The organism is Bacillus sp. FJAT-27225 (assembly GCF_001685025.1).
GTDB lineage: Bacteria > Bacillota > Bacilli > Bacillales > Cytobacillaceae > Bacillus_D.
In genome coordinates, this window is record NZ_MAYU01000021.1 from 642,932 (window position 1) to 664,901 (window position 21,970).

The following is a 21,970-nucleotide window of genomic DNA, read 5'->3' on the forward strand; positions in this document are numbered from 1 at the left end:
GAATACCATTTTTTCCAAAAATATATCAAATTATTTGTTATTTCGATTTCCTTCCCATAAAATTGTAAACGTTCACAATCTTGATTGAGGAGGAGGAAAACGGATGAAGAAATTTATTGTTTCGATTTTGTCGTTTGCTTTCTTGATGGCGGGTTATGCGAATGCAGCTTTTGCAGATGAGGACAAAGATTGTGGTGATTTTTCAAGCAATCAGGAAGTTATGAACTTCTGGCATTCTAATGGTTACAGTGCAACAAATGACCCTCATGATTTGGACAGGGATAATGACGGTCTTCCTTGTGAAGTTTCTAAGTCGGAATACGATGATTTTGTCGCAACACAGACTTCTAGCAATAATGATAATTCTAATGATACTTCTGGTTCAACAGATTCTGCTGCTGAAGGTGAAGCACTACCAGAAACAGCTTCCAATTCCGTTACAATGATTGGACTTGGGGCAGTGTTAGCCTTAGTGGGCTATCTGTTAGTTTTCCGTAAAAAACAGACAAGCTAAAAATTGTACACAAGGAAAAACGGCAACTGATTATTGCCGTTTTTCCAATGAGGTGACTAAAGATGATTAGGGTAATTCTCGGATATACTCTTATCGCAACTGGAATAGTGATGGGAACTTTTCATTTTTTCGAATGGCATATAGGCAGATCAGCGGCTGAAGAAATGACAGATGAGGAGCTTTCCGCTCTAAATAATCCTGAAACCATCTTACCTATGAACATAAAAGGTGCTGAGGAGGTTCTTCCGAATCCTTCAGGAATTGAGCCAAAAGACAAAGCACCTGCCGTACACGCAACCAATTTTTCAAAAGGTGACAAAGTCGCTTATCTCATGATTCCAAAGCTTAAACAGAAATACTCCGTATTCTTGGGAACCGATGATAGGACTTTAAAAAAGGGTGTTGGCATGTTTACCAGCAAGCTCACCACCACACCTGATGGCGGTGGACATACAGTTCTTAGCGGCCACAGAGATACTGTCTTTTACGGGCTGGACAAGTTAGAAAATGGGGACCTTTTAACCGTTTCATATCATGACTCCATTTACACCTACAAAATCAACAAGATTTTCATTACCGACCCAGAAGATCGGAGTGTCATTGTAAAAAAGGACACTCCCACACTTACATTGACTACCTGCTACCCCTTTAACTATGTAGGCAGCGCTCCCGAACGCTACATTATCCAGGCTGAGCCAGTAAACTAAAAGGGATGGTTCCCGCTTTTCACAAACGGGACCATCCCTTTTTACTATATTGCCTCTTCGATTGGCGTTTCCCCTGATACTAAATCAAATGACTTATTAAAAGTGCTTTCCTTGTCGAGGACAGTGAGGATAGTCTTTGCCACGTCCTCCCTCGGAATTGACCCTCTTTCCAGGTTTTCCGCTATCTTTACCTTGCCTGTTCCTGGTTCATTAAGAAGGCCGCCTGGGCGGATGATTGTGTAAGACAAGCCGCTATTGGCGAGCATCCTATCTGCATAATGCTTTGCCACATAATATGGCTTGATTTGTTGATTCCAATTCTCCCTGTTATTGGCCTGAAGCGCACTAACCATAACAAACCGCTTTACTCCTGCCTTTTCAGCAGCTTCCATCATCTTCACCGCACCATCAAGGTCGATCAGCAGCGTCTTATCAAATCCCGTGTGCCCGCCTGACCCTGCTGTGAACACGACTGCATCACAGCCCTTCACTGTTTCCGCAAGATCATCGACGGAACCTTCGAGATTTCCCAACACCGCCTCTATCCCGGTTTGTTCAAACTCCCTTGCCTGCTCTTCCTTTCGCACAAACGCCTTCACGCTATGCTCACTGCTTTCATTTAATAAAAGCACCACTTGCCTGCCGATTTGTCCGTTTGCTCCAACAACTACTACCTTCATGATAGCTACCCCTCTCTTTAATTTTTACCAATCTATACTAATCTACCCTTAAAGCTATTTTCTAAAATAGTATTTTCAGCCTCGCCTAAACTGATTGTGTAAATTCCGTTCTTTATAAGGATTATTAAAAAGGAAGCAAGTCTTGGAACAAAACTGGGGTTTATGGTACCGTAGATGAATATGTGCAATTTTATACATACATTTTAAGCTACATTTTTAATGCCTGTGGCAGGAAACAGAACCCGAGTTACAAAATTACAGCCTCTTTAAAAGAATGACAATCATCTTATGAAAATCAAAAGAATAAAAACCCTTACAACATTAATAGAAATAGGGACGGTTCTCATTTGCGGCAGATGAGAACCGTCCCTTTTTTACACCCCCATATTTACACTTTCCCGGATTTTATTTGCAACTGCAAGCGTGAATTCTTCGGCTGTTTGGGGAACGGAATTCTTCAGAATACTGTTAATCATTGGCGCCTTTGCTCCACGCGCGATAATATCCAGGCAGCCAGTCATCCTAGTGGAATTTTCATTCAGCTTTTCCGCTTCAAAATAGCCATTCCCCAAAAATTTTTCCGAAAGCCCAGTCAGGTCAAAGGTGACATGGTTAGGCTCCTCCCATTTTGTAATATCCACTTTCAATTTGACAGTTTTCTTCATGAAACCAAGATCGGCCTTAAAGGCCCAGGTCGATTCCTTATCACTTATGATTTCGTGTTCGATATACCCAGGGACAAGGGGCGCCCAATTATTAATCGAACTTACAAAACTCCATACTTTTTCAATTGGTACCTCCAAGTCAACGCTATGTACTCCGCTCGCCATATTAAACCTCCTGCTCTGTATTATTTCGCTGCTTCCACTATATTCATAAACCTTGCTTGAAATGTATTGAACCTCTGTTAAACAATCTATAGCCCAAATAAATGAAGCCTACTCCTCATAGCCGTTTTTGGAGAAGGTTCCGTAATTAGGTGAATCGGTTATAAGTCCATGCCTCCCCTTTTCAAAAATGGTATGATAATGATTAGTATTTTATAAAATTGGAGGACATCATGAAGAAGACAGTTAAAGTTGTAGCCGCCATTATTGAAAATGAACAAAAGGAGATTCTTTGTGCGTTACGCTCCCCGGAAATGTCGATTCCGAATATGTGGGAGTTTCCAGGCGGGAAAGTCGAAGCCAATGAGGATTTATTCCAAGCTCTCACGAGGGAAATCAAGGAAGAACTCCATTGCGAGGTTGAGCCTACGGAACTACATAACGATATCGTTCATGAATATGAAACGTTCATCATTAATTTGATTGCAATCAAATGCAAAATTGTTAGCGGAACACCAATCCCTACCGAGCATTCGAAATTGATCTGGCTAAAGCGTGAAAACTTAAACTCTCTTGTTTGGGCACCAGCTGACATACCGGCAGTCGAAAAGTTGATAACCGAAAAAAGTATAGTCCTTTAACGACTATACTTTTTTCGTAAATTCGATATAAAGATTGTAGGGGAGCTCGTTTTCAAGTTCCATTTGAACCGTAATCGGCTTGTTCCCTTCAAAACCAATCGTGTTGCCTTTTCCAATATAAATGAACGGTTCATTTTTGCCATCGATCACTTTGTATTTCCTGATAAACAAATGCAGATTAATTCCTCTGGCCTTGTTATAGATAATATTCTGCCCGGTATTTGTATGCTGGGAAGTGGTGTGAGGCGTTTGCCACTGGAAATGCCGGGTGTCAACGATTTCATCTTTATAAGCAAGCTTTTCCTCAACGTCTGCGTCCTTATGCAAGTCAATATACAAGAAGTAGTCATTTCCGTTGGTCAGCAGGCCTGACCCTCTAAATGAACTATGGATTTTTCTAAAATTGGACAGCGAGGCTGCATCGGCCATTTTATACTGCTCATACAGCTTAAAGTGGGGAATACCGTAATACTCGTTGTTAAATTCTTTTTCGTAGCGAAAAATGCCGTACATCACAATGTCTTCGATATATTTCCGGTACTCCTTATTTCTAAGTATTTTTTCAAAAATAGCCGTCTTGGCCAAAATTCCATCCTGAAAATGAAACAGCTTCAAATTCCGGCTCATTTCCCCACTGTCATAATAATCCTGATTTAAGGTTTCGAACGCGTGAAGGACACTATCATCGTCCACAAACTGAATCCATTTTAAAATCTCATGTTTCGCGGCCGCTAACGAAATATAATCATGATCCAGCAGATACTTGATTACCACAAACTCATACACTCTTTTAAGCGGCAATTTGCCTGATAGTTCCTTCATTGCCTTCTCAAACGGATCATCGCTCAATAAAGCTTTCAATCGCTCCGTCTTCTCCACTTTGGCCACAAACTGCAAATACGTTTTCTCTTTATCGATGAACTTCACCGGGTCAGGCGCCCCGTCATACTTCAGGTAATCCAATAGAAAATATGGAATCCTCCACTGATTGAGCTTTTTGAACTCGAAGTACTCTTCCTTTAGATACTTCATCGAATTGAAGTTTTCCTGGTCGATTTGCTCAAGGATCCGATCCTGCGAAATTTTGTCCATTTGAATATGCGTGCAGCCAGGAATATTGGCAAAGCCCGTTGCCACTGCCACCTTCAGGCTTTCTTTGTCATAATAACGGCTGCCATTCAGGGCGAGAGCAATCAGGAATGTTTTATTATGATTTCCGATAAAATCAAGCACTGTAAGAAAGCTCTTATTTGCATGCTTCCGCAAACCGCGGCCAAGCTGCTGGATAAAAATGATTGGGGAGTTGGTCGGCCTCAACATAAGGACAGTGTTCACAGAAGGAATGTCCACTCCTTCATTAAAAATATCGACAGTGAAAATAAATTCCAGTTCGTCATGGTCATTTTCTAAACGGTTAATCGCCTGCTGGCGGACATCGGAGGAATCACCGCCATGCAGGCAAGTACTCTTATAGCCTCTCCGATTGAACTCGACAGCCATATACTGGGCATGCTCTATGCTCGCACAAAAACCAAGACACTTGCGCTTCTCTCCATCATGCCCGTAGAATTCCATCTTCTCTATAATAAAATCAACCCGTTCATTCACTTTAAGACGCTTTGTCACCTCGGCAATGTTATCAATGGAAACATCACTCAAATCAATTCCCTCTATATCGGTGATGCCAAAGTAGTGGAACGGAATGACCAACTCGTCATCAAGTGCCTCATGGAGGCGCACCTCAAGCGCGACATTATTATCGAAAAGGTCAAATACATTGTACCCGTCGCTTCGCTCAGGCGTAGCAGTCATTCCGAGCGTAAACTTAGGCTCAAAATAATTCAAAACGGCTTGATAGGTTGAACTCGTCGCATGGTGGGCTTCGTCGATAATAATATAATCGAATTCATCCTTCCTGAACTCATGATAACAATTAGAGATTGTCAGGTTTGTAGTAAAAATATAATCTGCGTGTTTTTCTTTGTGATTACCTGTCAACAAGCCAAATGTGAGATTTTCATTCGGCAGCAGCTTTTCAAACGTTTCCTTCGCTTTTCTAAGAATCTCTTCCCTATGTACAACAAACAGCAGCCTCTTTGGCCGAAAGCTTTTTACATCAAACGCGGACATATACGTTTTTCCGGTTCCCGTTGCCGCAATTACCAAAGCCTTTTTTTCTCCAAAACTGCGGAGTCTGGCAAGATTATCGATTGCACGCCGCTGCATCCGGTTCGGAGTAATGTATTCCGGTTTTTCAAAAATCAATTGCTGTGAAGTTTGGACAGTTTTAAGAGACTTTAAGAATTCCTCATATTCTGCAATCAGTTTATCGTCAGCAACCTGGGACCGTTCCCATAAGGCATCATATTCTTTCAATACTTCTTTTATAAATGAAGCATCACTTTTTGAAATGACCTCCACATTCCATTCAACATTGCTTTTCAATGCACTCTGCGTAATATTGGATGAACCGATGATGACCTTATAGGAATCCTCATACTCAAAAATATAAGCTTTTGTATGGAAGCCAATCTCCTTATCGGTCACAAACACCTTTAACTCCACATTCGTAAACTCTCTGATTTTCTCGAGTGCTTTCGCGTCTGTAAAATTAAGATATGTAGAGGTAATAATCCTCCCCGTTACTCCTTTTTTTCCAGCCTCACCTAACGGATCAAGGAGCAGCTGAAGCCCGCTGAAATTAATAAAGGCAACACTAAAATAGAATCTCCTGCACTCATTCATTGAATCTACCAATTCCTGAAGCAAATTCCCTTTATCTGAATTGACAATCAACCGCTTTTCACCCTGCATAATTCTACTCCTGTCGACAAATTCATTGTTGCTAAAATTTTACTATATTGGCAGGAAAGAAGAAAGATCTTAGTATCTTCCGGGCTGACAACCGGTATTCTCTCCTTTCCATTGATCCTTCAATTGTAAAAATTTCTGGGCAGTCTGCTAAGAAATTGAACTATACTTCTCCTAAAACATTTGATAGGTTTGTAGTATCGAGGTGGAAATAAAATGTCTCTTACAACAGGATTACTATTGCTGGCGGTAGGTATGCTTGCAGGAGGATACGGCACCATAGTCGGTGCCGGTGGCGGATTCATCTTCGTTCCAGCACTTCTCTTGATTTTCGACATGGACCCTGTCATTGCAGCAGGCTCAGGGATTGTCATTGTCTTAATCAATTCGTTATCAGGTGTACTAGGGTACGCTAAACAAAATAGGATTGATTACCGTACGGGTATTATATTGAGTTTGGGTGCCTTCCCTGGTTCCTTGTTGGGTGTAAGGCTGCTTCAAATCTATTCATCGAACTATTTTTACATCGTGTTTGCCACCCTTCTCACTGCACTGGGAGTTTTCCTATTTGCTAAAAACTCGCCTTTTGCTAGTTTTAAAAAGAGAAAGGTGCCAATTGGCGAGGAAAAGGGAAATCGCCTGGCCCAGAAAATGGACCTCCCTGTCAAATGGCTTGTGCCAATTGGTTTCTTTATGGGAATTCTGTCTAGTTATCTTGGTATCGGAGGCGGCTGGCTGCTTGTTCCGATCTTGATTTATGTCTTTAAGGTATCCACTCATTATGCAACGGCGACCTCCCTTTTTTCACTCACACTTTATTCAACGGTTGGCGCCATCTCGCAAATAGTCTATAGCAGTATCGATTGGTCAATTGTTTTTTGGGGCGGCATAGGTGTAATTATCGGATCACAAATCGGAGTTTTCCTTTCACAAAAAATTCCGGGCAAGGTGATTATACAATTGCTATCCGTTCTTCTAGTCGGAATTGGATTTCAGATGTTTTTTTACTAAAATGTCTCCTGCCCACCAAGCCGGTTTACTTCAACGACTAAGCATACGTAGGTGTTGCGAATTTTCATGTTTTCCTTACTTGTCCTTTATGGCTTTCGTAGTTTTCTTTTAGGAAGTATCCTTATAAAGGAAGGTGTTTGTGTTGTCTGCTGGTTTTTTTATAGATCCTTTCACAGGGCTACAAACAATGGGAGCGAAAAATCTGTCAGGGCTTACAAAAAGTCAGGCTGGCACTGTGAAGGTGATGTCCTATAACATTCATCATGGTGAAGGCTATGACGGAGTTTTGGATTTGGAACGAATTGCAAAAATCATTGAGGTTGAAGAGGCCGAGTTGATCGGACTTCAGGAGGTAGACAACCATTGGTCGGAGCGAAGCAATTTTGAAGACCAGGCAAAGTGGCTGGCAGAACGGCTTGGAATGTATTATGTGTATGCAGCTAACCTGGACCTAGAGCCGGCAACTGATGGGGAGCCACGCCGCCAATATGGAACAGCGATTTTAAGCAGCTATCCCATTTTGAAGTTTGAAAATCATCCTCTTACCAAAATCGGAAATACAGAACAACGAAGCCTCCTGGAAGCGACCATTCATGTAAAAGGCAGTCTGATTCGTTTTTATAATACGCATTTGGCTTTAACCGCCGCAGAACGCGAACGACAGATTAAGGAAATCGTTTCAATAACTGAAGTATCCGAAGGCCCGAGGGTCATTGTCGGTGATTTCAACACGGTTCCCGAGAGCAGTGAAATGCAGCACATGTATATCGATTATTTTGACGTTTTTAAGGACAATCCGGAGCCAACATTTTCCGCTAGCAAACCGACGCAACGAATCGATTATATCTTTACTTCAACGTATGTGAAGACCATAGAAGCAGAAGTCATAAAAACAGACGCCTCTGACCACCTGCCAATAACGGCGGAAATCGAAATAGAGTAAAGTGGCTTTAAAAAATGATAGGAATTAAATATGGATTACACTAACCCCGTCCCAAAAAGGAACGGGGTTAATCGTGTTGGGATATTGGAAGGTCCTTCATTCATACTTTAGGAGCTAACGTTAAATGGCAGTGCAACCTCCATTAGTTCGATTTGTCCTGAATCTTGGAAAATCTGTCCTGAAGAGCTTAAAATTTGTCCTAAATAATGCGGGAAATGTCCTATAAACTTGGGAAATTGTCCTGATTGATCCAAAACATATTCAAACCGACCCCGCTCCCATACCTATAATCAATTCAACACAAAGGGACGATCCTCCATTCCATTCAAAAGTGGAGAACCGTCCCGATTTATCTCTATTTCATTCAGCAATAGCGAACTATCCTTGTTTCCATTGCCTAGGCTATTCGGCAAACGGCGTACCGTCCGTCCCTCTATACTATTCCTTCACGACGAGCTTAAGCGGTGCCGGGATGTTTTCTTCAATTTTCTTCCCTTGAACGACGTCGATGCCGGCTTCGACTGCAAGTTTACCCATTAACTCTGGCTGCTGGGCAACAGTGGCTTCCATATTGCCTGCCTTGATTGCATTGAGTGCATCGTCGTTGCCGTCAAAGCCGAGGACCATAATGTCTTTACCTGAGCTGTTTATCGCTTCAATCGCACCCAATGCCATTTCATCATTATGGGCGAATACCGCCTGGATATCAGGGTTTGCCTGAAGCAAGTTCTCCATGACAGTTAACCCTTTGGTGCGGTCGAAATCAGCTGATTGTTTTGCGACGACATCGAGTTTTTCATCAGCGATATTATGGAACCCTTTCCCTCTTTCACGGGTTGCGGATGCGCCAGGGACACCTTCGAGCTCAGCAACCTTGGCATTTTCGCCGAGTTTCTCGACAATGTATTCGGCTGCCATTTCGCCGCCCTTAATATTGTCCGATGCAACTAGCGTTTCGACCTTCCCCTTTTCAGCGGAGCGGTCCAGCGTTACAACCGGGATTCCGATAGCATTTGCTGATTCAACAGCTGTGGAAATTGCTGCGGAATCGGTTGGGTTGATTAACAGAAGATCGACCCCCTGCTGGATTAGATCTTCTACATCGTTGATTTGTTTTGCGGAGTCATTTTGGGCATCGACCACCCTCACTTCTACTCCAAGTTCCTTTGCCTCTTTTTCTACTCCATCTTTTAAGGAAACAAAAAACGGGTTATTCAAAGTGGATACGGAAAGACCAATTTTTATATCTTTTACATCATCCTTTTTTGCAGGCTTCGCCCATTCAGGCGGCTGCATCGAACATGCGCCCAATAACAAAAGTGATAGTGATAGGATAAGCAAAGCTAATTTTTTCATGAACAGTTCCCCTCCCTATGCTTATTTCTTCCGGTCTAGTAACACGGCAATGGCAATGACAATCCCTTTTACGACCATTTGATAGAATGAGGAAACGCCGAGAAGGTTCAAGCCATTATTTAACGTTCCGATGATTAACGCACCAATCAGTGTTCCAACAATCCGTCCCTTCCCGCCGGAAAGGCTTGTCCCGCCCAACACAACCGCGGCAATCGCATCCAGTTCATAGGATGTACCGGCTGTTGGCTGCGCTGAATTCAACCGGGATGTCAAGATTGCCCCTGCCAAAGCAGCCATTAAGCCAGACAGAGCGTAAACCATTACTTTAACATTCGGAACCTTAATCCCCGAAATGAGTGCTGCTTTTTCATTCCCGCCAATCGCATACGTTTTTCGGCCAAACGGTGTTTTGTGAAGAAGGATATATAATAGAACAAACGTAACAATCATCGTAATTGCAGGGACAGGAATTCCAAGGAAATAGCCCCGACCAAATAGTTGGAATAAGTAGTTATCCCCGAGCCCGGTAATCGGATTCCCATCCGTATAAACAAGGGTCAAACCTCTAAAAATCGTCATGGTTGCCAGAGTGGCGATAAATGGAGCCATTTTCCCTTTTGTGATCAAGAGGCCATTAACAGTTCCCATAACCGCGCCGAGAACACAGCCGATGACGATTGCAAAAATCGGGTCCACACCGGAAACGATCATCCCAGCAGTCAATGCACTGGATAAAGCCAGAATCGCACCAACAGATAAATCAATTCCGCCTGTTAAAATAACAAACGTCATCCCAAACGCAATGAGCGCGTTGATGGCTACCTGGCGCAGCAAGTTTAATATATTCAAAGGTTCAAGAAAACTAGGATTGAGTACAGAAACGATCGCAACCAGAATGATAAATCCTAGCAGCGGCCCAAGTTTTTGGGTTACATTATTCACATAATTCCCTTTTGCAGTTTTTACAGGTAAATTGGTTGCATTCATCTTACTGACCTCCTGTTGCCATTGTCATAATTTTTTCCTGGGTCGCTTGATCACGTTCTACTTCTCCGCTAATTTTGCCTTCATGAACGACAAGAATCCGGTCGCTCATCCCAAGCACTTCAGGCAGTTCCGAGGAAACCATGATGATTGCCACGCCCCGGTCCGTCAATTCATTCATAAGCTGGTAAATTTCCCGTTTAGCGCCGACATCTACTCCTCTAGTCGGTTCGTCGAGAATCAGCACTTTCGGGCCAATTCCAATCCATTTGGCGATGACCACTTTTTGCTGGTTTCCACCTGATAGATCCCTGACCGCAACTGACCGGGATTCTGTTTTAACGGTCAGGCGTTTAATCAGCATATCAACAAAGTCATTCTCGCTTCCTTCATTGATGAGGCCTTTTGGAGCAAAACTATATAGAGAAGGCAGCACAATATTGTCTTTAATGGAAAAATTGAGAATCAACCCTTCATCTTTTCGGTCTTCTGTAATAAAACCGATTCCAGCTTTGACTGCCTGGTCAGCTGATTTAATGACTGCTTTCTTTCCATTCAGCAAAATCTCCCCACTGTCAAAGCGATCAAGACCAAAAATGGCACGCATAATTTCCGTCCTGCCGGCACCCATCAGTCCTGAGACGCCAACAATTTCCCCGGAGCGGACTGAGAAACTCACATCTTCGAAGACGCCGCGTCTAGTCAATCCTTTCACTTCCAGGACAACTTCGCCTGGTTTGGATGTCCGTTTTGGAAATCGGTCTGTTAATTCCCGGCCAACCATTTTCCTTACAACTTCATCGAAATTCGTCCCGGATACTGCTTTCGTATCGACTGTCTTTCCATCCCGCATGACTGTAATCCGGTCACAGATGGCAAAAATCTCTTCCATTCGGTGTGAAATATATACAATCGAAACGCCATCCTTTTTGAGAGAAGAGATGATATCGAACAGTTTGCTGATTTCCCTTTCTGTCAAGGCGGCAGTCGGCTCGTCCATAATGATCACCTTCGCATCGGTCATCAGCGCCTTGGCGATTTCAATCATCTGCTGCTCTCCAACCGAGCAGAGGCCGGCTTCTTTTTCCATAGGAATGGTCACATTCAGCCGTTCAAACTGTTTCCTTGCGAGAGTTTTCATTTCTTTTGTATTAAGAAGCCCAAGCGGGGTCCTCAATTCTTTTCCGATAAACAGGTTCTCCAACACCGTCATATCCGGCCAAATATTTAGTTCCTGGTGGATAAAGGTAATCCCGTTTTGCTCAGCTTCTTTTGGATTATTAAAATAGGTCTCTTTTCCATCAATAAGGATTGTGCCGGAATCACGAGAATGAAGCCCTGTCAAAACGTTCATCATCGTTGATTTCCCGGCGCCGTTTTCACCCATTAACGCGTGTACTTCTCCATCGAGCAGTTCAAAATCCACACCCGTCAAAACCTGATTAGCTCCAAAGGCTTTATGAATGTTCTGCATTGAAACTCGCATGTTCTACACCCCTTTTATTAAAAAAACACACCTGATTGTAAAATACAGTTTGCATAAGGTGTAATTTCACCTGTGCGAATGACAGCCTTAGCATTTTTCGTTAACTGCTTAAAATCCTCGTGTGTAACCCGTTCCACATCAATGTCAGCAAATTTTCCGGTAAGATAGTCATTTACTTGGGGATTATGCGCCTCGATTTCCGACGCAATTACACACTTTTCAATTACCATATCATCCGAGACTGCATCGACCACTTCCTGAAAAGAAGGCTGTCCCGGAAGGAGAGCCAAATCAATTTTGGCTACTCCCTCCGGAATCGGCAATCCGGCATCGGCAATCACAATGAAATCAGTATGGCCAAGATCCGTTAGCACTTTCGCAATATGGCTGTTCAATATCCCATGCCGTTTCATGTTACATGCTCTCCTCTACTTCTTTTCGGGCAGGCATTCCACCCTGTGCACCGAACTTTGTAACTGAAAGGGAAGCTGCCCGGTTCGCGAATTTCAAGCTTTGCTCAAAGCCTTTCCCTTCAGCAAGCGCAACTGCCAAGGCTGCGTTAAAGGTATCGCCAGCACCAGTCGTATCAACAGCTTCGACTATATAGGAAGGAACAACAATCTCCTGTTCCCCATCATGGAATCGGACGCCATTTTTGCCTTCAGTGATAAATAATTTGTTTGGATATGCTGATAAAGCTTCATGCAAATCTTTGCCCTCAAATAAAATGGATGCCTCCAGTTCATTCGGTGTAATGAATGCAGCCCTTTCAATTACTTCCTTGCTGATCCTTCGTGCTGGTGCAGGGTTCAATAGAAGTGGAACATCAAACTCCCGGCATTTTTCACTAACATACTCAACCGTTTCTTCAGGGATTTCCTGCTGGATAAGGATAATGTCCGAGTCACGAATCACATCCACTGCCTTTTCTACATAACCAGGAGTTACATAATCATTTGCGCCTTTTACAACGATGATGCTATTGTCGCCCTCGGCAAGCGTAATATGGGCGGTGCCGCTCTCCATGCCTGTAACCGGTTCCACATATGTCGTGTTAACACGATTCTTTTTAAAATTTTCTAGGATCTCTTTTCCGAATGCATCGTCGCCAACACATCCAACCATGTAAACTTCTGCACCTAATCTAGCTGCGGCAACCGCCTGGTTTGCTCCTTTGCCGCCTGGTACCGTTTTGAAGGATTCACCCAAAATGGTTTCCCCTTTTTCCGGCCTTTTAGGAGCGGTTACAACCAAATCCATCGATGAACTTCCGATTACTGTTATTTTAGCCATGGTCCTCCACCTTTCTTGTCGTCTGCCTTTCAACAAATGTAACTGGCAATTGAATATTTTTTTCTTCAACGATTCCTTCTTCAAGTAGTTGAATCAACAGTTTTGCCGCCTCTCTTCCCATATCATAGGCAGGCTGCCGAATCGTCGATAACGGCGGGAACAGCAAACTGCTGAGAGGTATATCATCATAGCCGATAATTTGCAGGTCATCCGGAATTGAAATGCCCCTTTTTAGTGCTTCATGCAAAATCGCTGCGGCACCCAAATCATTTCCGGCAATCACTCCATCTGTTTCAGGAAATTTTTGAAACAATTCCTTTGCTGTTTTCTCAGCATCAGCGAAAGTGAATGAGTCAGTGGTCATCACATTAAAATCGACATTGGAGTTAGTAAGTTCATCCAACGCTCCTTTGAAGCGGTCCTGGGCGGGCCTCATTTCAACAGGTCCCCTTAGCAGCGTGATTCGCCTGCTTCCCCTCTGGATGATTTCTCTTGCTGCCATCTTTCCCCCGGTGAAGCCATCCGCATAAACCGATGGATGCTTGGTGCTTGTCCGGTCAAGAAAGACAACGGGAAACGAAAGATTTTCATACGCACCTGCTTCATTCCGATTGGTTGCCGAAATGATGCCGATTACATTATTTTGTTTAAATGTTTGGATATAATCACTTTCTTTTGCTGGCTTTTCATCTGCATTGCCAATAATCAGCCGAAACCCCTGCTCCTGCATCTCGTCCTCTACACCCCGGGCAAGTTCAGGAAAAAATGGGTTCCGTATATCCGGAAGCAGCAAACCGATGAGCCTTGATTTCTTTTTAAAAAGCGACCTTGCCACTTCATTCGGTTTATAATTCAATTCCTCAATTGCATTGTTTACTAGTTTCCTAGTATCTTCATGCACATATCCTTTGTCATTCAAGGCTCTGGAAACGGTCGCAACCGATACTCCAGCCCGTTTGGCAACATCCCGGATCGTAACCATTTGTTTCACCTCTAATGTGTAACCGTTTACACACCTAGAGTAGCACAGGATATTTTTTCGTGCAACCCAAACGTTTCTCCAAGGAAGTTAAAAAGTTCCATTCGATTTTTTAAAAAGAAATAGCCGCCCGTGGGCAGCCAAGTTCTGTCGTAACTGAGAAGATTCCTAAAATATCTTTTTTTGATTACGTTCTTCTTTTAATAGTTCTACCGCTTCACCGTAACACTACCAGCGGACAAAAACTTGTTACTCCACCCGCTCCAACATACTAAAAGAGCTTTCCGGAAAAGAGCAACTCTTCTTATTACGCCGTTGATTACCACTGAATGAAAGGATGATCATACATTTTTCACTAATCTATTTTTGGTTTTTATAGAGGAAGGTCTTTTTTAAAAAAAATCAATGGAAAGCAGAAACATAAGGATTGATCCAATTAATCCTTGAGAAATTAGTACATTTAACATCTTTGGTCGAATTCTAATTGACCTTGGTAAGGGCGCCATGCATCAAAGAAAATAACAAACTTATAAGTTTCTTGGGAAAGATGAAATCTAGAATTATTTATATTTCAGCTTTGTTTATGTTAACTAAATTTCATGCTAATTTTATGCTTGTTTTATTTAAACTGTCTAGATTGGACAAATTCTTTTTTATTTTCTGTTCAAATAATCCAATGACAGTTCTCAAATTTTAAAATATTATAACAGTTAATATATTGGAAACCCTTACAAAAAAGGGCCACGACAAGGGGGTAGTCATCTTGGCTGAAAATGAACAATTGAAGAAAAAAGGTTTTGAGTTGCCGCATATTTATGTCATTTTGTTTTTATTTAGTGCAATTGCGGCAGTAGCAACTTACTTTGTTCCTGCAGGTACATTTGAGAGAATTCCGGGACCAGAGGGAAGAACGACTATTGATCCAAATTCATACACACAAGTTGAATCAACACCGGTAGGACTGAGCGATTTTTTAACTGTCATACCAAGGGGTTTAATTGATGCCGGGGAAGTTGTTTTCTTTACGTTTATAATTGGCGGAATGTTCATGGTTCTTAGACGTACAGGGATTATTGAAATTGCTGTTGATAACTTATCGAGGAAATTCGCCAATAATAGTGTATTACTCATTCCGATTTTAACCACTGTATTTGCGATTGTAGCAACACTAATTGGCACACCGGAATTATCCTTAGTATATATTCCAGTAATATTGCCGCTTATGATTGCATTAGGATATGATTCGATGGTAGCGGCAGCTATTGCTTTATTCGGTACTGTTATAGGATTTACTGCGGGTGTACTAAATCCGATAAATACAGGACTAGCCCAAAAAATATCCGGTTTACCAGTGTTTTCTGGGATGGGACTCCGACTTATTCTTTTTGTTATAGCTGTAACTATGGGAGTACTCTTTCTTATGCGATACGCAAATAAAGTGAAAAATGACCCAAAGAACAGTTTAGTTTATGAAGATGATAGAGAAAAACGAGAAATGTATCAAAAAGTTGGTAATGTAGAAAAAATTAATGCAACTCCAAGACAGAAATACGCAGCATTAGCTACACTTGTTTTCTTTGGTATTTTAGTATACGGGGTTATCGGGCACGGCTGGTTTATGGTCGAGATGTCTGGATTATTCGTTGTCATGGGAATTGTGGTTGGTTTAATTGCCGGACTTACAACAATGCAAATTTGTGAAGGCTTTAATCAAGGTTTTCGTGATGTGTTAGTAGGTGCGATTATCGTTGGGGTCGCTAGAGCAGTTGCTGTTGTTCTGGAAGATGGACAAATAATGGATACAATTGTTCATACTCTAGGTTCATTGGTTGGGGATTTACCAGCCGTATTCAGTGCTGTTGGCATGTATGTTGTTCAGTTAATGATCAACTTTATTATCCCTTCAGGCAGTGGACAAGCACTTGTGACAATGCCAATAATGGCGCCATTAGCTGATATGGTCGGTGTTACAAGGCAAACTGCTGTACTTGCTTTCCAACTAGGTGACGGATTTGCCCATATTCTATATCCTACCTCAGGATACTTTATGGCAGCATTAGTTATTGCCGGAGTTCCTTATCAAAAGTGGTTTAAGTTCTATATGCCTCTATTTGGACAATTTGTTACATTTTCTATTATTTTGCTAATCATTGCTCAATCTATCCAATGGACAGGCTGATAATAGATAAAGAGGTTTGCCATTATGGATGGTACACCTCGAACATTGTTGAAAATATTTACATACCACGGAAAGCCTCTATTAGATGAAACATGGGAATTACTAACGGAGTATATAGGCCTTCCAGTCCTTTAAATAAAAAGCACGTAGAGAGTAGCCTCTATGTGCTTTTTTGCTTTTTTATTTTTTTGTCCATTTATCCCATAACTCTTTCCACACCGGATTCATTTTTAGCATAACAACCCAGCAAAGTGCCAAAATCATTATACTCAATGTGCCTGGCAATAACCTAAATAAGAGAAATACAACTAAATAAGAAATTGTCAAACCTAAAGTCATAGCAATACTCAGGACAAAAAGATAAAAAGCGAATTTCATAAAAAGCCTCCATGAAGTTTTAGTAGTTACATTAGGTGTAACCCCCTAATTTAATAGGGACTCACTCATCTCGGTGACAACTCATGGAGAATTATGCAATTTGTTAATTTATTCAAATTATATCATGAAACTGGCGAGTTATTATATAAAAAACTAGCATATCTTAATATGTCCATTCACTTAACAAGCGGGTTGCCTTAATATTTCGGCCAGTTTTTTTATTCTTTATAGTCAATACCTCAACAATACCAGCACTCGCCAAAATATCCGAAATTATATTCGCAGTCCTCGTATCTGAGTTCATTGTATTTTTTATCCTTAAATCCAGTCCGTCCGGAGTATGGGCTCTAATTAGATTTCTAGCATGCTGAGGCAGCATCCTGTCCGGAGCATCATTAAGTATTTCAATTGTAGCCTTAATCAGTTCCTTAGAAATCTTAATACCACGACATTTAAATGGAAGCTGTACCCCAAGCCTACTAATTGCTTTCTGAAGAAGTTCATCAGGAATCGTTTTGTGGGAGTATTTCATCTTAATTCCCTAGCCTTTCGTCATGATGTATCTTGAAAATAAATTGTTTTAGCCGACTCTTGGAAGTTTATTTGCCGTTTGCATATAGTAGGTATAAAGCTGAAATGCACCCCAAGAGTTAGATAAGTCTAATACTTGGTGGTGCATTCTTCTTCACATCTTCATTAAGTAACCCTTTGAAAACTTACTTCCTCTTCCCGTTCAAATCAATCCCAATCGCCGCACCATTTCGGCTGGAGTCGGCAACTCCTTTGAAGATTCCTTTTTCATGGTCAATGAGAATGCTTTGCACATTGCCAATAGTGGTTGGTGACGGCCCAAATCTATGGCCCATTCCATTCAGCCGCGAAATAATATCTTGGCCGATTCCCTCTTCATAACGATACGAATTGATGTTGTTCGTGTAAATCCGCGGCTGCTCTACGGCAGCTTTGAGCTCCATGTCATATTCAATCGTATGGAGAATCGTCTGCAGGACGGAAGTGATGATCGTCGGCCCACCCGGTGAACCAACGGTCAAGACCGGCTTGTCATCTTCAAACACGATCGTCGGGGTCATGCTGCTCAATGGCCGTTTGTTCGGCTGGACTTCGTTCGCTCCGCCAGGAACAGCATCAAAATCGGTTAACTCATTGTTCAGCATTATTCCGTAGCCAGGAACCATGATGCCTGTCCCGAAGAGCTGCTCGATTGTCGTTGTATACGAAACAACATTTCCCCACCTGTCCGCTACCGTAAAGTGGGTTGTTTCTCCATATTTTTGGTCATTTGGCTGGCTTGTTGGAGAGTAATTGGCAGAACCATTTTCATATTTCCATGGATTGCCGGCTGTTACATTCTTGTTCACAGTGTTCAAACTAATAAGCGCTTGGCGTTCCTTGATATAGTCAGGATGCAGCAATCCATTGATCGGCACGTTGACAAACTCAGGGTCGCCGGCATACGAAGCACGGTCAGCATATGCGAGATGCATCGTTTCAGCTAGCAAATGATACTTTTCAACTGAATTAACATCGTATTGAGACAAATCAAACCCATCGAGAATTTTCAGCATTTGCAAAAGGAATACCCCACCGGAGCTTGGAGGCGGCATACTGGCAATTTGGTAGCCCTGATAATCTCCCCAGATTGGCTCATCGATTGTTACGTCATATTTTTGCAAATCACTAACCTTCATGGAACCACCGAAATCCTGGACAACATCCGCAATCGCTTTTGCTATTTCCCCTTTATAAAACGCATCGGTCCCCTTTGCGCGGATCAGTTTCAAGGTTTTGGCCAAATCTTCCTGGACTAGTACATCACCTTCCTGGAGTGGCTTCCCACCCGGAAGGAATACATCTTTGGCAGCCGTACGTGACAGCATGGCCTGGTTGTCCGCTATCGCTTCGGCAAGGACAGAATCAATCGGGAACCCTTGATGAGCAAGCTTTACGGCAGGCCCAATCAGTTGCTCCATGTTTTTCGTTCCCCACATCTCAAGAGCTGTTTCAAGCCCCTTCAATGTGCCAGGCACACCTACAGCTGTCCCGCCAGTCGAACGGGTGGCAAACGGAATTGGATTCCCGTTTTCATCGAGGAACATATCAGGTGTCGCACCAGCAGGGGCACGTTCGCGGCTGTTTACGATGGTTGTTTCTTTCGTTTTCCCATCATAGACCATCATGAACCCACCGCCGCCAATCCCAGACATCATCGGTTCAACGACATTTAGAGCAAACTGAATCGCTACAGATGCATCAATCGCATTGCCGCCTTTTTTGAGCACGTCTGCACCAATTTCAGATGCTAGCGGATGGGCTGTTGCTACCATCCCATCCTTGCCAAGGTCAACCTGACTGTAATTGCCATAGCTGAACTTTGGATTTTTCGCTTGGCCGCTGAGCGGCAGTGTCCCAACCAATAAAAGAACAGAAAGTAATGCAAACAAACCAGCTTTCCAAACTCTCTTCATCCTACTCCCTCCTCAAAATTAACTCACTTATATGGTAAGGAAAAGATTAGAAGATTAGCAAATTTTTAACTGAATGTTTCGAATTTTGAATATATAGTCCTAGTGTTTCCTGGAGAATAGGGTATAAAGGCTTGCTTGCCTGCTAGTTGGTTTGTTGGGAAAAAGGTTTCTATCTATTTCTAATTGTCTGGGAATATATATCGCCCTGAATGAACTTTTTTTATCCCTTAATCACATTTTTATCACCCTCAACGAACGATTTATCGCCCCTATTAACAATTCAGACACATCCGGGGACTCGTAAACTCTACAGAATGAATGGAAACACTATTAAAAACCCATCCTCTAGCCAGAACAAAATAAAAGAGACGGTCCTCCTTTTATTTACCAAAGGAGAACCGTCCCTATTCGTTATGAATTTCTTGTTTTCAGGTATGTTTTCCAGAATTCTTTGGCGATTGCTTCATATCCTTCTTGGCTAAGGTGGATATCAGCAGGGTTTGGAACGTATTGCGTTTCGTACTTTTTAATCAGATCAGCCGTCGGTACAAATACATCGCCGTTCGCCAAGGCCACACTTTCAATCACCTGATTAAGACTTGATAGCAGTGGCAGGAGTACAGCCAGCTCTTGATTAGACCGATGTGGGAAGGGATTGTAGTAGCCCATTACATATACCTTTGTTCCTGGCTTAATCATATCGATCTGCATGAGGATCGCTTGCAAGTTTCCGCCAATTGATTGTATCACCCCAGGGGCAAGTGACGGGTTTTGCTGTATTCTTGGTAAGTTGCCCAGAAGATCATTCGCACCAATATCAATAGTTACCAGCTCAGCTTCTTTAATTGATTCCCTTAATGAAGCATACTTTTGATTGGCTGGATTAGTTAGTTCTATTAATATATTCGTAGTCCTATATCCCGAAACCCCAAAATTATCCAGTTCAATATTATATTGTGACTGAGCGAATCTGTCGGCCAGAAAATCTGCATATCCATCTTTCAATTCCCTATAAGGCGTTTGCCCGGCCGCAAGAGAATCCCCCAACGCAACATAATCAAAATCTTGCTTAACAGGATTCTTGGCCGAGGCAGCAAAAGGCAGTGACAAGATTAAAGAACTGATTAATAAACTGCTAGAAAGTAATCTTTTAAACTTCAATACAATCCCTCCTTTTCATCTCATTATATTCTCTATTAAGAACTTTTACCATCTTTAAACGGAACAAAAAGAACTAAATCCAGTTAGATGCTTATCAGAAACTATATAAAAAATACCCCCCACTTCGCCTGGCTCTGTCGAAAGGAACATCGTCAGAAACAGGGAGGCGGGCAGGCATTTATCCTTCATTGTTCTTATAAATCAATTTGTCATTTGGCAAAGGAGAAACCTCCCTCTAGTTTACCGGGATGATTACGACGTTTGGTTTGGTGATTTGGCGGCTCGGCAGATTGTATTTTTTTCAAGATATAACTAATCCCGTTCTCCCTGTTCCTCATTAAGGGCTTTATTATCGAATTCTCTTTCGAGGTAACATCTAATTATAAAATCTGCACTATTATCCTGCCAACATATTAAACTAGTCTTATCTTTTAATTGAAAAAGAATTCTTGTGCTTCACAAACTGTTCAACCTCTGAAAAACTTAAAAGATTTGCATCGCCTTCAACGGTGTGTTTCAGAGCGAAACAAGCAGTTGCAAAATCAACGGCTGCTTGCGGTTCAGTTTGATTTAGTAATGAGTAGATTAATCCTGTTGAAAAGGCATCTCCTGTCCCAACCCGATCAACGATGTCGACATCAATTTCAGATGATTGATAGAACTCCGTGCCATCGGACAGAAGCGCTTTTAGACAGTGACGATTGACTGATAACTGATTTCTATAGGTCATCGCGATATAGTGAACACCAAATCGTTCATGCATGATTTTCATAATCTCTTTATAGTCTTCCGGACCGGGCTGTTCAGGCAGAAGCTGATCTTTCAGGTCTTTCCCTTCACCGTCCAATAATTGAAGAGGTTCGACTCCGATACATACATCCACGTCCTTCATTAGCTCAGTCATCTTCCATCTTGCTTCCTCAAAAGACCACAAAGAACTTCTATAATTAAGGTCGCAGCTTGTTGTTACTCCTAGCTGCTTAGCCGTCGAAAGGGCTCGCCTCGTTAACTGAAAAACTTCCTCATTTAATGCTGGTGAGATGCCGCTAATATGGAACCAGTCCGCATCTTCAAAGATTTTGGCAAAATCATATTCAGATGTTTTCGATTCAGCAAAAGCAGACCCGCTCCGATCATAGATAATTTTCGAAGGTCTGATCGAATAGCCTTTTTCCAAAAAGTAAATTCCAATCCGCTCGCCGCCAAAAAGCATATGCTCTGTTTCAACGCCATAGCGATTTAAAAATTCAGCGGCACTAGTCCCAAGAGCATTATCAGGTAATTTACTAACAAACGAACTGTTTACTCCCAATTGCGATAATCCAATTGCTACGTTCGCTTCCCCGCCGCCATAATGAACATCAAAAATTTGCGCTTGGTTAAACCTCTCGTGTCCAGGGGTTGATAAACGAAGCATGATTTCCCCCATTGTTACAACTTTTTTCATAATCGTCGCCATCCTTGTGAAAATTCCCCGTATTTATTATTGCTACTTTTTCTAGTTCTGCTCATATAAAAAACAAAATAATGCAGA

19 protein-coding genes are annotated in these 21,970 nt (G+C 42.2%); 6 read left to right on the forward strand and 13 right to left on the reverse strand.

What is annotated here, in order from left to right; translation table 11 throughout:
• The first annotated feature begins 103 nt into the window (after positions 1-103).
• Complete coding sequence (locus tag A8F94_RS15010) at positions 104-514, forward strand: excalibur calcium-binding domain-containing protein (protein ID WP_066202042.1); 411 nt, start codon at positions 104-106, stop codon at positions 512-514.
• Between the two features lie 62 nt (positions 515-576).
• Positions 577-1,221 (forward strand): class D sortase, encoded by a 645-nt coding sequence (locus A8F94_RS15015; protein ID WP_066202044.1) that lies wholly within the window; start codon positions 577-579, stop codon positions 1,219-1,221.
• Between the two features lie 44 nt (positions 1,222-1,265).
• Here the strand turns inward: A8F94_RS15015 and A8F94_RS15020 are convergent, their stop codons facing one another.
• Positions 1,266-1,901, reverse strand: a complete 636-nt coding sequence (locus tag A8F94_RS15020; protein ID WP_066202046.1) for an SDR family oxidoreductase — start codon at positions 1,899-1,901, stop codon at positions 1,266-1,268.
• Positions 1,902-2,275: 374 nt separating this feature from the next.
• The gene (locus A8F94_RS15025) at positions 2,276-2,731 is read right to left on the reverse strand and encodes a CoxG family protein (RefSeq protein WP_066202048.1); all 456 of its coding nucleotides are present in this window, start codon (positions 2,729-2,731) and stop codon (positions 2,276-2,278) included.
• 230 nt (positions 2,732-2,961) lie between these two features.
• Between A8F94_RS15025 and A8F94_RS15030 the strand changes: the two genes are divergently transcribed.
• Complete coding sequence (locus tag A8F94_RS15030) at positions 2,962-3,369, forward strand: (deoxy)nucleoside triphosphate pyrophosphohydrolase (protein ID WP_066202050.1); 408 nt, start codon at positions 2,962-2,964, stop codon at positions 3,367-3,369.
• A gap of 3 nt (positions 3,370-3,372) precedes the next feature.
• Here A8F94_RS15030 and A8F94_RS15035 read toward each other — a convergent pair whose 3' ends face one another.
• Positions 3,373-6,183 carry a DEAD/DEAH box helicase gene (locus A8F94_RS15035; RefSeq protein WP_066202052.1) on the reverse strand — a complete coding sequence of 937 codons (2,811 nt, stop codon included), beginning with the start codon at positions 6,181-6,183 and terminating at the stop codon, positions 3,373-3,375.
• Between the two features lie 213 nt (positions 6,184-6,396).
• Between A8F94_RS15035 and A8F94_RS15040 the strand changes: the two genes are divergently transcribed.
• Positions 6,397-7,191 (forward strand): sulfite exporter TauE/SafE family protein, encoded by a 795-nt coding sequence (locus tag A8F94_RS15040; RefSeq protein ID WP_066202054.1) that lies wholly within the window; start codon positions 6,397-6,399, stop codon positions 7,189-7,191.
• A gap of 187 nt (positions 7,192-7,378) precedes the next feature.
• A complete protein-coding gene (locus A8F94_RS15045; protein WP_066202467.1) occupies positions 7,379-8,134 on the forward strand; it encodes an endonuclease/exonuclease/phosphatase family protein in 756 nt (251 codons plus the stop codon).
• A gap of 438 nt (positions 8,135-8,572) precedes the next feature.
• Here the strand turns inward: A8F94_RS15045 and rbsB are convergent, their stop codons facing one another.
• The 6 genes from rbsB to A8F94_RS15075 are packed head-to-tail and all read right to left on the reverse strand — an operon-like array spanning position 8,573 to position 14,235.
• Complete coding sequence (rbsB, locus tag A8F94_RS15050) at positions 8,573-9,490, reverse strand: ribose ABC transporter substrate-binding protein RbsB (protein WP_066202056.1); 918 nt, start codon at positions 9,488-9,490, stop codon at positions 8,573-8,575.
• 21 nt (positions 9,491-9,511) lie between these two features.
• Positions 9,512-10,477 carry a ribose ABC transporter permease RbsC gene (rbsC, locus tag A8F94_RS15055; RefSeq protein ID WP_066202057.1) on the reverse strand — a complete coding sequence of 322 codons (966 nt, stop codon included), beginning with the start codon at positions 10,475-10,477 and terminating at the stop codon, positions 9,512-9,514.
• Between the two features lies 1 nt (position 10,478).
• Positions 10,479-11,960, reverse strand: a complete 1,482-nt coding sequence (locus A8F94_RS15060) for a sugar ABC transporter ATP-binding protein (RefSeq protein ID WP_066202059.1) — start codon at positions 11,958-11,960, stop codon at positions 10,479-10,481.
• A 17-nt stretch (positions 11,961-11,977) separates the two neighbouring features.
• Positions 11,978-12,373: a D-ribose pyranase gene (gene rbsD / locus A8F94_RS15065; RefSeq protein ID WP_066202061.1), complete on the reverse strand. Its 396-nt coding sequence runs from the start codon at positions 12,371-12,373 to the stop codon at positions 11,978-11,980.
• A gap of 1 nt (position 12,374) precedes the next feature.
• Positions 12,375-13,253, reverse strand: a complete 879-nt coding sequence (rbsK, locus tag A8F94_RS15070) for a ribokinase (protein WP_066202063.1) — start codon at positions 13,251-13,253, stop codon at positions 12,375-12,377.
• A complete protein-coding gene (locus tag A8F94_RS15075) occupies positions 13,246-14,235 on the reverse strand; it encodes a LacI family DNA-binding transcriptional regulator (protein ID WP_066202065.1) in 990 nt (329 codons plus the stop codon). Before A8F94_RS15075 ends, rbsK begins: the two co-directional genes overlap by 8 nt.
• A gap of 760 nt (positions 14,236-14,995) precedes the next feature.
• Between A8F94_RS15075 and A8F94_RS15080 the strand changes: the two genes are divergently transcribed.
• Positions 14,996-16,411, forward strand: coding sequence for a YfcC family protein (locus A8F94_RS15080; RefSeq protein ID WP_254660867.1), 1,416 nt, complete (start codon positions 14,996-14,998; stop codon positions 16,409-16,411).
• A 541-nt stretch (positions 16,412-16,952) separates the two neighbouring features.
• On the opposite strand, the gene A8F94_RS15090 is transcribed toward A8F94_RS15080, so the two are convergent.
• The 4 genes from A8F94_RS15090 to A8F94_RS15105 form a co-directional block, all read right to left on the reverse strand.
• Entirely contained in the window at positions 16,953-17,321 is a 369-nt protein-coding gene (locus tag A8F94_RS15090) for a hypothetical protein (protein WP_066202069.1), read from the reverse strand.
• 184 nt (positions 17,322-17,505) lie between these two features.
• The gene (gene ggt / locus A8F94_RS15095) at positions 17,506-19,275 is read right to left on the reverse strand and encodes a gamma-glutamyltransferase (RefSeq protein WP_066202071.1); all 1,770 of its coding nucleotides are present in this window, start codon (positions 19,273-19,275) and stop codon (positions 17,506-17,508) included.
• A 411-nt stretch (positions 19,276-19,686) separates the two neighbouring features.
• The gene (locus A8F94_RS15100) at positions 19,687-20,436 is read right to left on the reverse strand and encodes an SGNH/GDSL hydrolase family protein (protein ID WP_066202072.1); all 750 of its coding nucleotides are present in this window, start codon (positions 20,434-20,436) and stop codon (positions 19,687-19,689) included.
• A 424-nt stretch (positions 20,437-20,860) separates the two neighbouring features.
• Positions 20,861-21,883 carry a sugar kinase gene (locus tag A8F94_RS15105; RefSeq protein WP_175384432.1) on the reverse strand — a complete coding sequence of 341 codons (1,023 nt, stop codon included), beginning with the start codon at positions 21,881-21,883 and terminating at the stop codon, positions 20,861-20,863.
• Positions 21,884-21,970 lie beyond the last annotated feature (87 nt).

What these genes read in the sequence shown, in the direction of transcription:
- A8F94_RS15030 (WP_066202050.1), top strand. Translation starts at nt 2,962, where the DNA reads ATGAAGAAGACAGTTAAAGTTGTAGCCGCCATTATTGAAAATGAACAA.
- A8F94_RS15090 (WP_066202069.1), bottom strand. Translation starts at nt 17,321, where the DNA reads ATGAAATACTCCCACAAAACGATTCCTGATGAACTTCTTCAGAAAGCA.
- rbsC (WP_066202057.1), bottom strand. Translation starts at nt 10,477, where the DNA reads ATGAATGCAACCAATTTACCTGTAAAAACTGCAAAAGGGAATTATGTG.
- A8F94_RS15040 (WP_066202054.1), top strand. Translation starts at nt 6,397, where the DNA reads ATGTCTCTTACAACAGGATTACTATTGCTGGCGGTAGGTATGCTTGCA.
- ggt (WP_066202071.1), bottom strand. Translation starts at nt 19,275, where the DNA reads ATGAAGAGAGTTTGGAAAGCTGGTTTGTTTGCATTACTTTCTGTTCTT.
- A8F94_RS15075 (WP_066202065.1), bottom strand. Translation starts at nt 14,235, where the DNA reads ATGGTTACGATCCGGGATGTTGCCAAACGGGCTGGAGTATCGGTTGCG.
- A8F94_RS15045 (WP_066202467.1), top strand. Translation starts at nt 7,379, where the DNA reads ATGGGAGCGAAAAATCTGTCAGGGCTTACAAAAAGTCAGGCTGGCACT.
- rbsD (WP_066202061.1), bottom strand. Translation starts at nt 12,373, where the DNA reads ATGAAACGGCATGGGATATTGAACAGCCATATTGCGAAAGTGCTAACG.
- A8F94_RS15060 (WP_066202059.1), bottom strand. Translation starts at nt 11,960, where the DNA reads ATGCGAGTTTCAATGCAGAACATTCATAAAGCCTTTGGAGCTAATCAG.
- A8F94_RS15035 (WP_066202052.1), bottom strand. Translation starts at nt 6,183, where the DNA reads ATGCAGGGTGAAAAGCGGTTGATTGTCAATTCAGATAAAGGGAATTTG.
- rbsK (WP_066202063.1), bottom strand. Translation starts at nt 13,253, where the DNA reads ATGGCTAAAATAACAGTAATCGGAAGTTCATCGATGGATTTGGTTGTA.
- A8F94_RS15105 (WP_175384432.1), bottom strand. Translation starts at nt 21,883, where the DNA reads ATGAAAAAAGTTGTAACAATGGGGGAAATCATGCTTCGTTTATCAACC.
- rbsB (WP_066202056.1), bottom strand. Translation starts at nt 9,490, where the DNA reads ATGAAAAAATTAGCTTTGCTTATCCTATCACTATCACTTTTGTTATTG.
- A8F94_RS15020 (WP_066202046.1), bottom strand. Translation starts at nt 1,901, where the DNA reads ATGAAGGTAGTAGTTGTTGGAGCAAACGGACAAATCGGCAGGCAAGTG.
- A8F94_RS15010 (WP_066202042.1), top strand. Translation starts at nt 104, where the DNA reads ATGAAGAAATTTATTGTTTCGATTTTGTCGTTTGCTTTCTTGATGGCG.
- A8F94_RS15015 (WP_066202044.1), top strand. Translation starts at nt 577, where the DNA reads ATGATTAGGGTAATTCTCGGATATACTCTTATCGCAACTGGAATAGTG.
- A8F94_RS15025 (WP_066202048.1), bottom strand. Translation starts at nt 2,731, where the DNA reads ATGGCGAGCGGAGTACATAGCGTTGACTTGGAGGTACCAATTGAAAAA.